The 13,092-nt window shown below is 70.8% G+C and carries 14 protein-coding genes; 4 read left to right on the top strand and 10 right to left on the bottom strand.

What is annotated here, in order from left to right; all coding sequences use genetic code 11:
• Position 1: 1 nt before the first annotated feature.
• The 6 genes from ACIBCJ_RS06085 to clpS all read right to left on the bottom strand — a co-directional run bounded on the left by ACIBCJ_RS06085 (position 2) and on the right by clpS (position 3,973).
• Positions 2–280, bottom strand: a complete 279-nt coding sequence (locus tag ACIBCJ_RS06085; RefSeq protein ID WP_362094442.1) for a MoaD/ThiS family protein — start codon at positions 278–280, stop codon at positions 2–4.
• Between the two features lie 99 nt (positions 281–379).
• Positions 380–475, bottom strand: coding sequence for a putative leader peptide (locus ACIBCJ_RS06080; RefSeq protein ID WP_328657635.1), 96 nt, complete (start codon positions 473–475; stop codon positions 380–382).
• 79 nt (positions 476–554) lie between these two features.
• Positions 555–977: a Mov34/MPN/PAD-1 family protein gene (locus ACIBCJ_RS06075; protein WP_133885466.1), complete on the bottom strand. Its 423-nt coding sequence runs from the start codon at positions 975–977 to the stop codon at positions 555–557.
• A 172-nt stretch (positions 978–1,149) separates the two neighbouring features.
• Positions 1,150–2,577, bottom strand: a complete 1,428-nt coding sequence (locus ACIBCJ_RS06070; RefSeq protein ID WP_365978976.1) for an amino acid permease — start codon at positions 2,575–2,577, stop codon at positions 1,150–1,152.
• Positions 2,578–3,005: 428 nt separating this feature from the next.
• On the bottom strand, positions 3,006–3,614 hold the full coding sequence (locus ACIBCJ_RS06065; protein ID WP_365978975.1) for a DUF2017 domain-containing protein: 609 nt from the start codon (positions 3,612–3,614) through the stop codon (positions 3,006–3,008).
• A gap of 41 nt (positions 3,615–3,655) precedes the next feature.
• Complete coding sequence (gene clpS, locus ACIBCJ_RS06060; RefSeq protein WP_133885463.1) at positions 3,656–3,973, bottom strand: ATP-dependent Clp protease adapter ClpS; 318 nt, start codon at positions 3,971–3,973, stop codon at positions 3,656–3,658.
• Positions 3,974–4,080: 107 nt separating this feature from the next.
• On the opposite strand from clpS, the gene ACIBCJ_RS06055 reads away from it, so the two are divergent.
• Complete coding sequence (locus tag ACIBCJ_RS06055; protein ID WP_362094430.1) at positions 4,081–5,436, top strand: nicotinate phosphoribosyltransferase; 1,356 nt, start codon at positions 4,081–4,083, stop codon at positions 5,434–5,436.
• Positions 5,437–5,544: 108 nt separating this feature from the next.
• Positions 5,545–6,132, top strand: a complete 588-nt coding sequence (locus tag ACIBCJ_RS06050) for a nicotinamidase (RefSeq protein WP_133885461.1) — start codon at positions 5,545–5,547, stop codon at positions 6,130–6,132.
• A gap of 34 nt (positions 6,133–6,166) precedes the next feature.
• Here the strand turns inward: ACIBCJ_RS06050 and ACIBCJ_RS06045 are convergent, their stop codons facing one another.
• Both ACIBCJ_RS06045 and ACIBCJ_RS06040 read right to left on the bottom strand, forming a co-directional pair.
• Complete coding sequence (locus ACIBCJ_RS06045; RefSeq protein WP_362094424.1) at positions 6,167–6,511, bottom strand: hypothetical protein; 345 nt, start codon at positions 6,509–6,511, stop codon at positions 6,167–6,169.
• A gap of 146 nt (positions 6,512–6,657) precedes the next feature.
• Positions 6,658–9,009: an immune inhibitor A domain-containing protein gene (locus ACIBCJ_RS06040; protein ID WP_362094421.1), complete on the bottom strand. Its 2,352-nt coding sequence runs from the start codon at positions 9,007–9,009 to the stop codon at positions 6,658–6,660.
• A 429-nt stretch (positions 9,010–9,438) separates the two neighbouring features.
• On the opposite strand from ACIBCJ_RS06040, the gene ACIBCJ_RS06035 reads away from it, so the two are divergent.
• A complete protein-coding gene (locus ACIBCJ_RS06035) occupies positions 9,439–9,738 on the top strand; it encodes a hypothetical protein (RefSeq protein WP_399281912.1) in 300 nt (99 codons plus the stop codon).
• Between the two features lie 51 nt (positions 9,739–9,789).
• Here the strand turns inward: ACIBCJ_RS06035 and ACIBCJ_RS06030 are convergent, their stop codons facing one another.
• Together ACIBCJ_RS06030 and ACIBCJ_RS06025 are read right to left on the bottom strand one after the other, a co-directional pair.
• Positions 9,790–10,566 carry an RDD family protein gene (locus ACIBCJ_RS06030; protein ID WP_365978973.1) on the bottom strand — a complete coding sequence of 259 codons (777 nt, stop codon included), beginning with the start codon at positions 10,564–10,566 and terminating at the stop codon, positions 9,790–9,792.
• 256 nt (positions 10,567–10,822) lie between these two features.
• Positions 10,823–12,382: an RDD family protein gene (locus tag ACIBCJ_RS06025; RefSeq protein ID WP_365978972.1), complete on the bottom strand. Its 1,560-nt coding sequence runs from the start codon at positions 12,380–12,382 to the stop codon at positions 10,823–10,825.
• 249 nt (positions 12,383–12,631) lie between these two features.
• Here ACIBCJ_RS06025 and ACIBCJ_RS06020 point away from each other — a divergent pair, with 249 nt between their 5' ends.
• Positions 12,632–13,078, top strand: a complete 447-nt coding sequence (locus ACIBCJ_RS06020; protein ID WP_365978971.1) for an SsgA family sporulation/cell division regulator — start codon at positions 12,632–12,634, stop codon at positions 13,076–13,078.
• Positions 13,079–13,092 lie beyond the last annotated feature (14 nt).

Below are 13,092 nucleotides of genomic sequence, written 5' to 3'. Positions count from 1 at the left end.
ATCAGGCCATGCCGCCGGCGACGGCCGGCAGGATCGTGATGCTGTCGCCGTCGGACAGCTTGGTGTCGATGCCGTCGAGGAAGCGGACGTCCTCGTCGTTCAGGTAGACGTTGACGAACCGGCGGAGCTGCTCGCCGTCGACGATGCGGGCCTGGATGCCCGCGTGCCGGGTCTCGAGGTCGGCGAAGAGTTCGGCGAGGGTGTCCCCGTTGCCCTCCACCGCCTTCTGGCCGTCGGTGTACTGGCGGAGGATGGTCGGGATGCGGACCTCGATGGCCATGGCTGAGTGCTCCTGTCGGAAGTGTCTCGTGGGTTCGTGGGGCGCGCGGCGGCACGCGTCGGCCCGCCGCGGCTCACGGCCGTGCGGCGGCGACGAAGATCAACAGATGGCGCTTTTCAGCCTGCACAGGTCGACGTGCAGCCGCGCCACGAGCAGCGTGCCCGGCGCTTTGTCGCTCACGTCGAGAAGAACCATGGGCTCATCGTATCGATTCCCGGTCCGGCTTCCGGAGTGTGATCTCACCTGATGGACCCTTTTCGTCCACGCAATGGGATCAGTAGGTTTCGACGACCTTGACCTCCTCCTCCGTGACCTCACCCTCCACGATGCGGAACGAGCGGAACTGGAACTCGCCGACGCCGTCGGTGTCCGCGGTGGAGACGAGGACGTAGTGGGCGCCGGGCTCGTTGGCGTAGGTGATGTCGGTGCGGGAGGGATGGGCCTCGGTCGCGGTGTGGGAGTGGTAGATGACCACCGGCTCCTCGTCGCGGTCGTCCATCTCGCGGTAGAGCTTGAGGAGGTCCTGCGAGTCGAACTCGTAGAAGGTGGGCGAGCGGGCGGCGTTGAGCATGGGGATGAACCGCTCGGGCCGTCCCTCGCCGACGGGGCCGGCCACCACGCCGCACGCCTCGTCGGGGTGGTCCTCGCGCGCGTGGGCGACGATCTGGTCGTACAGGGCCTGGGAGATGGTCAGCATGCGGCCAGGATAAGCAGACGGGCCCTTGCGTACCGGTGGGTGGTACGGAAGGGCCCGTATGCCGGACATCCTGAGCGGTGGCCGTGGGGACGCCACGAGCGTCCCCGGGTGGCCGGATGTCCTGGATGCGCGCGAAGGCGCTGGTCAGCCGGTCCGCGCAGCGGTCGGTGCGTCAGCCGATCTTCTCGAACTCCGGCTCGCCGGGCCGCTCGGTGATCTGCGGGTTGCGGCTCTTGAGCACCGCCCAGCCGATGCCGAGCGCGGCGGCCCAGCCGGCCATCACGTAGAGGCAGACGCGGGCGTCGGCGTCGTAGGCGATCAGGCAGGTGACGAAGAGCAGGAAGGCGATGGCGATGTAGGAGCACACCGACCCGCCCGGCGCCGGGAAGGAGGAGGCGGGCAGTCGGCCCGCGACCACCTTGCGGCGGTACATGACGTGGCTGACCAGGATCATCAGCCAGGTCCAGATGCCGGCGGCGGTGGCGATGGAGGTGACGTAGCCGAACGCCTTCTCGGGGACGAGGTAGTTCAGGACCACGCCGATCGCCATGAAGACGACCGAGACGGCGATGCCGATGGCCGGGGTCTTCGTCGAGGACAGCTTGTTGAAGACCCTGGGGGCCTCGCCGTTGTCCGCGAGGGTGCGCAGCATCCGGCCGGTGGAGTACATGCCGGAGTTGCAGGAGGACAGGGCGGCGGTGAGCACGACGAAGTTGACGATGCCGGCGCCGGCCGGGATGCCGATGACCGAGAAGGCCTTCACGAAGGGGCTGACTCCCTCGGCGAACTCGGTCCACTTGACCACCGCCAGGATGACGGTGAGGGCGCCGACGTAGAAGAGGGCGATCCGCCAGGGCAGGGTGTTGATCGCCTTGGGGAGGGTCTTCTCCGGGTTCTCGGACTCGCCGGCGGTGACGCCGACCAGCTCGACGGCGAGGTAGGCGAACATGACGCCCTGGAGGGTCATCAGGGACGAGCCGATGCCCTTGGGGAAGAAGCCGTCGAACTCCCACAGGTTGGAGACGGCGGCGGTGTCGCCGGCCTGGCTGAAGCCGAAGGTGAGGACGCCGATGCCGATCACGATCATGCCGATGATGGCGGTGACCTTGACCATCGAGAACCAGAACTCGATCTCGCCGAAGAGCTTCACCGAGATCAGGTTGGCCACGAACAGCAGGACCAGGAAGACCAGGGCGGAGACCCACTGCGGGATGTCCGGGAACCAGTAGTGGATGTAGATGGCGGCGGCGGTGAGTTCCGCCATGCCGGTGACCACCCACATCAGCCAGTACGTCCAGCCGGTGAAGTAACCGAAGAAGGGGCCGAGGAATTCGCGTGAGTACTCGGCGAAGGAGCCGGAGACGGGTCGGTAGAGGAGCAGCTCGCCGAGCGCCCGCATGATGAAGAAGATGATCACACCCGCGAGGGCGTACATGAGGATGATGCTGGGGCCGGCCTTGGCGATGTTGGCCCCGGCGCCCAGGAAGAGACCGACGCCGATGGCGCCGCCGATCGCGATCATCTGGACCTGGCGGCTGTTGAGACCGCGCTCGTAGCCCTCCTCGGGGGCCTTGTCCGTGTCGACCTGCGCAGAGGTCATGTGTGGTGCGCCTTTCTCCATGCCGACCCGGGCCTTCTGTCGGCCTCGGATCGGGTCTCGATCCCCCCGGATGATGGAGCTGAGCGGGCCTCACATCCCGCTCGGTGCCTGGCCGGCGGTCTGCCGGCTCGGTGGCGCACCCGGCCGAACATTCGGGTGGTGTTCGCCGGGCGGTCGTGAAGATTTACCACGACCGCGACGCTGATCACAGGGGCGGATTGTGACGTGTCACACAGGGAGAAGCGGACAAAACACGCACCGATGGAGCAAAAAGGGCACAGCTTTGACGGGATCGTTATCCGGATTTGAGGCTCCGCTGAGCGGACACGGAACGTGGCCGTCCGGTCCCGCTCGGGACATGACCACAGGACATGACCACGCACCGGCACGGCCGCGCCCGGTTCACGGCCGGGCACCGGCGCGGCCTGTCAGGCCATGAGCGTCGCGACGAGCGACTCCTGGAGCCCGCCGAGCCACAGGTACGCCATCACCATGGGCTTGCGCGGGTCCTCGTCCGGGAGGCGGTAGAGCAGGTCGGTGTCGTCCTCGTCGGCGATCTCCAGGCGGGAGCCGATCGCCAGGCGCAGGTCGTTGAGGGCGCCGAGCCACTGCCGGGACTCGTCCGCCGACAGCTTCAGCACCGCTCCGTCCTCACCCGCGGACTGCGCGGCCACCGCGTCCAGGCCGCGGATCACCGCGAGGGCGCTCTCCCGCTTGCCGGCCCGCAGGTCGTTCTCGGTGTAGCGGCGGAACTCGGCGGAGTGCGCCCGCTGCTCCTCGGCCTCCCGGGCCTGCGGGGTGCCCTCGGGGTCGCCGTAGGCGTCCGGGAACAGGCGGCGCAGCACCGGGTCGGTGGGCGGCTCGCTGGGGCCCTCGGCGAACAGCTCGGCGAGCGGGTCGTCGGAGGCGTCCTCGGCCGGGCCCGGTCCGATCAGCTCCAGGAGCTGCACGGCCAGGGAGCGGATGATGGAGATCTCGACGTCGTCGAGCGCGACGGCCGCGCCGCCGCCGGGGAGCGGTTCGAATTGTCCGGGCATGAAGGCGATTCAGCTGCTTCCGTCCTGCGGGCGGGCGTGGGTCATTTCCGGTCCTGCTGGAGGGTGGCCCACAGGCCGTAGCCGTGCATGGCCTGTACGTCCCGTTCCATCTCCTCCCGGCTGCCGCTGGAGACGACCGCCCGGCCCTTGTGGTGGACGTCCATCATGAGCTTGGTGGCCTTGTCCTTCGAGTAGCCGAAGTACGTCTGGAAGACGTAGGTCACGTAGCTCATGAGGTTGACGGGATCGTTGTGCACGATCGTCACCCAGGGCACGTCGGGTTCGGGTACGGCGAAGACCTCCTCCGCCGACTCGGTCTTCTCGATCTCCATGGGTGCGGCTGCCGTCACATGGCCCATGCTGCCACCCCAGGGGGGCGCCCGCACAAACGGGCCTGTGGCGGGGGCCACGCGGATGGGCGGACATCGAAATCGTCAGAGTGACGAAATGGGGGTACGATCCTCGTATGAACACAGCGGACCTTGGGCTGCCGGTGGACGTCCCCTCGACGGCACTCTTCACGGACCAGTACGAGCTGACCATGCTGCGGGCAGCGCTGAAGGCCGGTACGGCCGGGCGGCGCAGCGTGTTCGAGGTCTTCACCAGGCGGCTGCCCGACGGGCGGCGCTACGGCGTCGTCGCGGGCACCGGGCGGGTGCTGGACGCGGTGGAGAACTTCCGCTTCGACGCGGACGTCCTGCGCTTCCTGCGCGAGAAGGACATCGTCGACGGGGAGACGCTGGACTATCTGGCCCAGTACCGCTTCAGCGGGGACATCTGGGGCTACCCCGAGGGCGAGGTGTACTTCCCCGGGTCCCCGATCATGCGGGTGGAGGGCACCTTCGGCGAGTGCGTGCTGCTGGAGACGGTGATCCTGTCCATCCTCAACCACGACTCGGCGATCGCGGCCGCCGCCTCCCGCATGTCGTCGGCCGCCGGTGAGAGGCCGCTGATCGAGATGGGCGCCCGCCGCACCCACGAGCTGGCCGCCGTCGCCGCGGCCCGCTCGGCCTACGTCGGCGGCTTCGCCACCACCTCGGACCTGGCCGCGGGCTTCCGCTACAACATCCCCACCGTCGGCACCTCCGCCCACGCCTTCACCCTGCTGCACGACGACGAGCGGGACGCCTTCCGCGCCCAGGTGGACGCGCTGGGCCGGGACACGACGCTGCTGGTGGACACCTACGACGTCGCCGAGGCCGTCCGTACCGCCGTGGAGGTGGCCGGGCCCGAGCTGGGCGCGGTGCGCATCGACTCCGGCGACCTGCTGCTGGTCGCCCACCGGGTGCGCCAGCAGCTGGACGAGCTGGGCGCCACCGACACGAAGATCGTCGTGACCTCGGACCTGGACGAGTACGCGATCGCCTCGCTGGCTGCGGCTCCGGTGGACGCGTACGGCGTCGGCACCCAGCTGGTGACCGGCTCGGGGCACCCGACGGCCTCGATGGTCTACAAGCTGGTCGCCCGTGCGGGGTCCGGCCGCCCCGACGACGCCGCGGCGCCGCTGGTGCCGGTGGCCAAGAAGTCCAGCGGGGGCAAGACCTCGGTCGGCGGCCGCAAGTGGGCCGCGCGGCGCCTGGACGCGCACGGGTACGCCGAGGCCGAGGTGGTCGGTACCGGTCCGGTGCCCGCGGCCCTCGCCGACCGGCAGCTCCTGGTAGAGCTGGTCAAGGGCGGCGAGGTCGTCGCCCGTGAGCCGCTGGACGCCGCCCGGGACCGGCACGCGGCCGCCCGCGCCAACCTTCCGCTGTCCGCCACCCAGCTCTCCCGAGGGGAACCCGTCATTCCGACGGAGTACGTGCACGGGGGCTCGGGTAGCTAAGCCTGGTGCGGGGCCACAAGGACCGAATCAGCCCCGTACCACCCGCACGAACCAGCCCCGTCCGTACCGCGCCGACCCCACCGCCCACCCAGTCGAAGGACCCCGACCATGCGCCGCGCCTTGATCGTCGTAGACGTGCAGAACGACTTCTGCGAGGGAGGCAGCCTCGCGGTGTCCGGCGGTGCCGACGTGGCCGCCGCCATCACCGAGCTGATCGGGCAGGCGCCCGCCGGCTACCGCCACGTGGTGGCCACCCGCGACCACCACATCGCGCCCGGCGGCCACTTCGCCGACAACCCGGACTACGTCCACTCCTGGCCCGCGCACTGCGTGGCCGGCACCGAGGGGGTCGGCTTCCACCCGAACTTCGCGCCCGCCGTCGCCTCCGGCGCGATAGACGCCGTCTTCGACAAGGGGGCCTACTCGGCCGCCTACAGCGGCTTCGAGGGCACCGACGAGAACGGCACGGGGCTCGCCGAGTGGCTGCGGTCCCGGCAGATCGACGAGGTCGACGTCGTGGGCATCGCCACCGACCACTGCGTGCGGGCCACCGCCCTGGACGCCGCCCGGGAGGGCTTCCGCACCCAGGTGCTGCTCGACCTGACCGCCGGGGTGGCCGTGGGCACCACCGAGCGGGCGCTGGAGGAGCTGCGGCAGGCGGGCGTGGAGCTGTCCGGGAAGCCGGTCGTGCAGTAGCCCGGCGGGTGCGCGGCTCCCGCCGCCCCGGGGACTACGTCTGGGCGGTCGGGCGCCTGAGCAGGGCCCGGATCGGGTGCCACAGCTCCTGGACCAGGTCGGGACCGTGCACGGTGCCCGCCACCGGTGCCGTACGCCATATCAGGCCGTCCGGGTGGTGCAGGACCGCGGTGATCTCGTCGGGGGTGGGCGGCGCCGCGTTGCCCCGCAGGTAGACGCTGCGCAGCCCCAGGTTGCGCAGCCTGGTCAGGGCGCGCGCCCGGTTGTGGGCGTGGACGAGGAAACGCACGCCCCCGGCCTCGGGGCCGGCGGGGCTGGGCAGGTTGAGTGCCACCACCACCGTGCCGTTCGGCAGCTTGCAGAAGCCTCCTGCGGCCATGCGGTCATACCCCCGAGTCAGCCTGGGTCGGTCCGGGCCCAGGGCCCGGTGTCAATAAGAGAACCACAGGACGCACCTAAACACGGATCGGCGGCGACCCGCCAGGGGGTCACCGCCGATCATGCTCTGACCTGGGCAGATGCTATTTACCTGCCCGCGGGGCCAACCTCGAGCTCGATCGTCGAGCCGTTCTTGGCCTCCTTCAGAATCTGGATCTTCGTGTTGGTGTCAGTGATCTTGACGCCGCCGGTCGGGTTCGCCGGGTCGTAGTAGTCGTTCTTGCGGTCGTTGAAGACCGAGACGCCCTTCGAGCCCGGGATGTACTTCGCGACGTCCGCCTTGTGCAGCGTCATGCCGTCCGTGCGGTAGAGGCTGAACGGCGAGTCGTAGGCCTGCATGCGGTTGCGCATGACCGTGCCGTCCTTCCACTTCAGCGCGGTCGGGTGCGAGTCGATCGGCAGGACGAGACCGGTGCCCGGGTGGACGCTGGTGTTGTTGTCCGCCTGGGAGGTGTCCCACTTCCAGATCAGCAGGCCGTTCTGGTACGCGTAGTGCTCGACCCAGTCCGGGCGCTCGGAGAAGCCGAAGTTGTACGGGCCGGTCTCCAGCGTCTTGTCGTACGACACGTACTGCCGGTTCTCGGCGATGTAGTACTGCGCGTAGTCCTTGGTGAACGAGGCGCCCTGGCGGGTGAAGCCGACGGCCTTCCACGCGTCGTCGGCCGTCTCGGCGTTGTCGGCGAAGACGGTCGCACCGTCGGCCGTCACCGTGATCTCGTCGGCCGCGAAGCCCTTCTGGGCCACGCCGCCGTCGGTCTGGTAGCGGAAGCGCAGGTCGATCTTCTTGCCGGCGTAGGCGTCCAGCGGGTAGACGAGCTTGCCGTAGGCGTCGACGGTGGCGCTCAGGGCGGGCTTGTCGCTGCCGTCGCGCTCGATCGGGCGACCGTCGAACGTGCCGTCCAGGGCGGTCCAGTTGGCGCCGCCGTCGGTGGACACCTCGGTGTAGAGGTAGTCGTAGTTGGCCTCGATGTCGTACCAGCCGTCCAGGGTGAGGGAGGCGGACGACTTGCCGGTGAGGTCGACGCTGCGGGTCAGCGTGTTCTTGAGGTCGTCACCGCTGCCGCTCCACCACTGGGTCTTGCCCTCGGCGGGAGCGACGATCTCGGTGGTGACCGCCTTCTTCGGCAGCTCGACGACCACGCCCTGCTTGTGCTTGGTGTTGTACTCGGCCACGCCCAGCTTGTGCCAGGAGTTGACGCCCGCCTTGGCGGTGTCGTAGTTCAGCCAGCCCAGCTGGAGCTTGTCCCAGGCGTTCATGTCGCCGGGCAGGTCGCCGATCTCGTTGCGGCCGGTGCCCAGCCACGAACCGGACGACATCAGCGTCCAGAAGCCGGTGGAGTTGTCGCCGCCGGCCGTGTCGTAGTGGTCCGGCAGGCCGAGGTCGTGGCCGTACTCGTGGGCGTAGACGCCGAGTCCGCCGTTCTCCGGCTGGATGGTGTAGTCGCCGACCCAGACGCCGGTGGAGCCGATCTGCGCGCCGCCGAGCTTGTTCTCCGACGGGCCGGTGGCGCCGGCGTCGGTGCCGAAGGCGTACCAGCGGTGCGCCCAGATCGCGTCGGTGCCCTGGACGCCGCCGCCCGCGGACTCGTCCTCACCGGCGTGCACGATCTGGAAGTGGTCGATGTAGCCGTCGGGCTCGTTGAAGTTGCCGTCGCCGTCGAAGTCGTAACGGTCCCACTCGTCGAAGCGGGCCACGTCGGCCTTGATCTGGGCGTCGGTGCGGCCGGCCGCCTTCTGCTGCTCGACCCAGGCGTTCAGACCGTCGCTGACGACGTTCCACACGCTCGGGCAGTTGGTGTCGCCGCAGGCGTTGTTGCCGTAGCGGGCCTCGTTGTAGGGGACCTTCACCCAGTCGGAGACCTCACCGTCGACCGAGTAGCGGCCGGAGGACTGCTTCTCGTAGTAGGTCTTGACGGAGTCCACGCCCTTGCCGGAACCGAAGTACAGGTCCTGGTAGTGCTCCTGGCCGTAGTCCTCCTGCCAGGCCGTGGAGTTGTCCTTCTTCCGGTTCGGCTTGGCGATCTGGTTGTGCAGCGGACCGGCGTCGCCGCCGTAGCGGCTGTCGACCTTGTCGCCGAACTCGACCAGGATGGTGAAGATCTTGTCGGTCTTCTCCCGGCCCAGCTCGACGTACTTGGCGTCGCCCTTCTTGCTCTTGAGCTGGACGACGTTGGAGCCGTCCTTCTTCTTCACCGAGTTCTCGCCGGATATGACCTGGTTGAGGGCTTCCTCGCGCTGGGCCGCCTGCGTCTCGCTCAGCGGGCCCTTCAGGTCGTGCGAGTCGGTGCCCTTCGCCGGGGCCGGGTCGTGGCGGTCCACGGCTTCGGGCCGGGCGGGCGAGTCCGCCTGCGCCACGCCGGCCGCCGACAGCGTGGCGGTGGCGGCGGCGAGTGCGACGGTGGTCGCTGCGGCTCTGAACGTCCAGGATCTACTGGTCACTTGAGTTCCTCCCCCGCGTGCACGCGCGCGGAAGGGGGGACAAGGACAGAGCAAAGTCCGCGCACACGTGATCAACGCGTGTAGTCAAGTGACGACATTTGACTAGAGGTTCATCAGAAAAGACACCCCTTGACTTGAGCAGAACAATTGCACTATGCGGAGCCGCGGTTCGCTTTGCGGACACCGGATCGTGACCTTCGCCGGGCCCGGCGAGCCCCCGCGGGGCCCGGCGGGCGCGCGGGACCGTCCACTCCCCGGACGTCATGAATCCGTGCGCCCCCCGTGCATCGGCCGTGCCGGTTAGGTCGTGCTTAGTACTGGTTCCGCTCGGGCACACAGCGGGTTAGAGTCGCTTGGCGGAACGCCCGGAGACCGGCGGAAAGCCAGGCCCACAGCCCGTCTCACCCCATGATGTCTTCCGAGGACACGATGGCCATGCCCCGTCCGACTGCCGCACAGTTCGCCTACGGTTCGTGCACCGTGATCTTCTCGACGCTCGCCATGCTGCTGCTGTCGCAGACGAGTTCGGGGCCCGGTATCGCGCTCATCGCCGTCGCGGGCCTCGCCCTGGGGCTGCTGGTCGCCCTGACGGTCCCGCTGCCCGGGACGCGTGCGGCGACCGCCGTGCCGGCCCACCGGCTCACCGCGGACCGGGAGCGGGTGCAGGTGTCCGCGGCGGCCCGGGTCTCCGCGGGCTCGGGCGAGGCGACGCGCGGCCGCGCCGCCTGAGGCCGGAGCCGCCGCCCGGGCCCGAACCGGTGGCGCCGGGACCGGTGGCCGTCAACGGGTGCTGACCACGACCGTCTTGGCCGCCTTGTCGTGCAGGCCCTGCTTGTAGGGCTTGTCGAAGAAGCTCCAGCCACCCGCGATGATCGTCCACACGCAGGCGCAGCAGAACGCGAACGGGATCCACAGCACCAGCGCCCGGATCAGCGACGTCTGCACCGAGGGCGTCGCCCCGTTGTCCAGGTTGGCCACCCGCATCCCGAGCCACTTCTTGCCGAGGGTCTGGCCGTTCCTCGTGGTCATGTAGGTGTCGTACGCGATGTAGAGCACGGCGGCGATCACGGACTGCCCGAAGGACTTGCCGACGGAGATGTCGTCGCCGTCCACTTGGTACTCCTGGACGTTGAACGCCCAGCTGAGCAGCCAGACCACGATGCCCACCAGGATCATGTCGATGATCCGCGCGAGGGTGCGCCGCCCGCTGTCGGCGAGCGGAGGCATCCCGGCCAGCGGGTCCGCGGGATAACCGCCCCCGCCGTACGGGTCACCGCCGTACGGACCACCGCCGCCAGGGGGCGGGCCGCCGCCGTACGGACCACCGCCGCCAGGGGGCGGGCCACCGCCGTACGGACCACCGCCGCCGGGAGGCGGGCCGCCGCCGTAAGGACCTCCGCCGTACGGGTCTCCGCCACCGGGAGGCGGGGCGCCGTGGGCGCCTCCGTCGTCGCCGGGGGGCGGCGGCGGAGGCGGGTTTTCGTAGGGGTTCTTCCTCAGCGGGTCGTCTTCCGGCGGCTGCTGCCCGCCGGAACCGGGGGGCGGTTCGCTGCTCATGCCCCGAGTGGACCCCGGGCTCTTTCGAGGCGCATCCGCCGAGGGCCGTCCGGTGGACGGGGGTGCGCCGTTCGGGGGTGGGAGGCGCGTTCAGCGGCGGGTGCGGGTACGTCGTGGTTGCTCGCGCAGTTCCCCCGCGCCCCTTGAGGCACGTCCACCGGACCGGCGTTTCAGGGGCGCGGGGAACTGCGCGACCAGCCCCCACTCACCCGCACCCGAAGACGAGACCCGCGCTCCCCCGGCCCCCACCGCCCCGCTAGCCCGCGACGAACGTGCCGGCGGCCTTGTCGTGCCAGCACTGGTGCCAGGGGCGGTCGAACAGACACCAGACGACGCCGACCACACCGACCACGAGGAGCCCCGGGACGCTGTAGACCAGCCAGCGGCGCAGGGCCGCGCCGAAGGACGGGGGTTCGTGGGCCTCGATGTCCCGGACCTCCAGGCCGAGCAGCCTCTTGCCCAGGGTGCGGCCCCATTTGGCGGTGGGCAGCGCCTCGTAGACGACGCCGAAGAGCAGCAGAACGGCGAGGACGATGCCCAGGTAGGTGGACGTCGTGCCGTCCAGGAGCCAGACCGTGACCGTCTCACCGGAGAGCCTGGCCTCGTCGATCTTGTCGTTGACGTGGTCGATCGCCTTGGCGCCGAGGGGTACGGCGGCGACGGCGGTGACGCCCGCGAGGACGACCGTGTCGATCAGCCGGGCGGCCAGCCGCTTGCCGAGACCGGCGGGCCGGGCGGCCGCCTGGCGCCGGGCGGCGGCCTGGAACACGTCCTCGACCGGCGGCTTCCACGGCGCGACGGGCTGCTCGTCGCCACCCGCCCCGGCCAGCCGGTGCACCTGCTGCGCCCAGGAGGACTGACCGCCGCCGGGGCCGCCCGCCGCGACCGGCGGGGAGGGCGCGGCCTGCGCCTGCGGCTGTACCTGCGGCTGGGGCTGGGACGCCTGGTGCGGGACCGCGGGGGCGGGGGGCGCCGCGGGCGGCTGGGCGGCGGGGTTCTGGGCCGCGGCGGCCCGGGCGGCGGCTGCCTTCCCGGCTCCGAAGCCGGGGCCCGAACCGGAACCGGAAGCGGAACCAGGGGTGGGCTCTGCTCCACCGGGCCGCGGGCCCGTGCGCGGGGTGACCGCGCGGAAGGTCATGGTCCCCTCGTCCTGCCCGGGGCCGGGGCCGGGGTTGCCGCCCTGCGCCGGCGCACCCTGGGAGCCCACGGCGGGCCGGCGGAAGACGAAGGTGTTCCCGCCGTCACCCCCTGCCTCACCGGAGGCGGAGCCTGATGCCGCTGCGGAAGCAGAAGGGGACGAGGAAGGAGAAGGAGAAGGGGAAGGAGAAGCGGAAGCGGAGGACGGAGCCGTACCGGACGCGGCGGCCGGAGCGGTCCGGGCGGCGTCACCCCGCGCACCCGCACCGCCCTCGGGGGACGGTGCCGCCTGCCGGGCGTGCGGGACCCTCGGGTCGGCGCCCCGCGCCGCACCCGGCCAGGCGACCGGCTGGTCCGGCCCGTCCGCGGAGCCCGAGGCGCCGGAGCGGTCGGCGCCCCAGGCGGTGGCGGACTCCGGACGGCTGCCGTGCTGGGACGCGGCGGCGGGCGGCGGGTCCTCGACCGGGTCCTCGTCGAAGAAGTGCGGTCCGGTCTCCTCGACGGAGGGCCGCGCGCCGGGCGGGGGCGCGAGCGGCTCTCCGTCCTTGGGGGCGGGCCGGCTCGTGCCCGCCACCCAGGAGGCGCCGTTCCAGTACCGGACATATCCGGGGATGGACGGGTCCGGGTAATACCCCTCGCGGGGCCTGTCGTCGCCGGGGGCCGGGGTTGGGGCGCTCATGTCCGTCGTCCCGTATCTGCTCGGGGGTTGATAGAGGGGCTCCAACATCTATCAGACGGGCGCAATCCGCACCGCCGGTCCCGCCGTACCCACCCCTTTCCGGGCAACCTCGTGCAGAGACCTTCACACCCGGGCCGGCAACCGCTCCCCCGGAGGCGGAAAAAAGTTCGGTGGACCCGCGTAATGCTCACGCCCCGGGCCGCTCTCCCTCGTGCACGGACCGCGCGAGACACGGGAGAGGAACCCGCCATGCACACCGACCCCACCGGCCCCAGCCGTCCCACCGGCCCGACCGTCGTGCAACGCGAGCTGGAGCTGCGGCTCGTCCTGTCGCCCGAGTGCGGCGTCCCCGTGCCGGCCCGGCTCGGCTACCACAGCGACGATCCCTACGCCGTCCACATCACCTTTCACATCGACTCCAGCCACCCGGTGCACTGGACGTTCGCCCGCGATCTGCTGGTGGAGGGCGTCTTCCGGCCGTCCGGGCACGGGGACGTGCGGGTGTGGCCGTCGAAGGCGGAGGGCCGCAGCGTCGTCCTGATCGCGCTGAGCAGCCCGGAGGGCGACGCCCTGCTGGAGGCGCCCGTACCGCAGGTGTCGGCCTGGCTGGAGCGCACCCTGCGGACGGTGCCGCCGGGGACCGAGGGAGCGCGGCTCGGCATCGACGACGGGCTGGCCGAGCTGCTGGCCCGGTGAGGAACGGCGCGGCC

It is taken from the genome of Streptomyces sp. NPDC051136, assembly GCF_044455745.1.
GTDB lineage: Bacteria > Actinomycetota > Actinomycetes > Streptomycetales > Streptomycetaceae > Streptomyces.
This window is presented reverse-complemented; position numbering and strand designations above follow the sequence as displayed.

What these genes read in the sequence shown, in the direction of transcription:
- ACIBCJ_RS06085 (WP_362094442.1), bottom strand. Translation starts at nt 280, where the DNA reads ATGGCCATCGAGGTCCGCATCCCGACCATCCTCCGCCAGTACACCGAC.
- ACIBCJ_RS06080 (WP_328657635.1), bottom strand. Translation starts at nt 475, where the DNA reads ATGGTTCTTCTCGACGTGAGCGACAAAGCGCCGGGCACGCTGCTCGTG.
- ACIBCJ_RS06075 (WP_133885466.1), bottom strand. Translation starts at nt 977, where the DNA reads ATGCTGACCATCTCCCAGGCCCTGTACGACCAGATCGTCGCCCACGCG.
- ACIBCJ_RS06070 (WP_365978976.1), bottom strand. Translation starts at nt 2,577, where the DNA reads ATGACCTCTGCGCAGGTCGACACGGACAAGGCCCCCGAGGAGGGCTAC.
- ACIBCJ_RS06065 (WP_365978975.1), bottom strand. Translation starts at nt 3,614, where the DNA reads ATGCCCGGACAATTCGAACCGCTCCCCGGCGGCGGCGCGGCCGTCGCG.
- clpS (WP_133885463.1), bottom strand. Translation starts at nt 3,973, where the DNA reads ATGGGCCATGTGACGGCAGCCGCACCCATGGAGATCGAGAAGACCGAG.
- ACIBCJ_RS06055 (WP_362094430.1), top strand. Translation starts at nt 4,081, where the DNA reads ATGAACACAGCGGACCTTGGGCTGCCGGTGGACGTCCCCTCGACGGCA.
- ACIBCJ_RS06050 (WP_133885461.1), top strand. Translation starts at nt 5,545, where the DNA reads ATGCGCCGCGCCTTGATCGTCGTAGACGTGCAGAACGACTTCTGCGAG.
- ACIBCJ_RS06045 (WP_362094424.1), bottom strand. Translation starts at nt 6,511, where the DNA reads ATGGCCGCAGGAGGCTTCTGCAAGCTGCCGAACGGCACGGTGGTGGTG.
- ACIBCJ_RS06035 (WP_399281912.1), top strand. Translation starts at nt 9,439, where the DNA reads ATGGCCATGCCCCGTCCGACTGCCGCACAGTTCGCCTACGGTTCGTGC.
- ACIBCJ_RS06030 (WP_365978973.1), bottom strand. Translation starts at nt 10,566, where the DNA reads ATGAGCAGCGAACCGCCCCCCGGTTCCGGCGGGCAGCAGCCGCCGGAA.
- ACIBCJ_RS06025 (WP_365978972.1), bottom strand. Translation starts at nt 12,382, where the DNA reads ATGAGCGCCCCAACCCCGGCCCCCGGCGACGACAGGCCCCGCGAGGGG.
- ACIBCJ_RS06020 (WP_365978971.1), top strand. Translation starts at nt 12,632, where the DNA reads ATGCACACCGACCCCACCGGCCCCAGCCGTCCCACCGGCCCGACCGTC.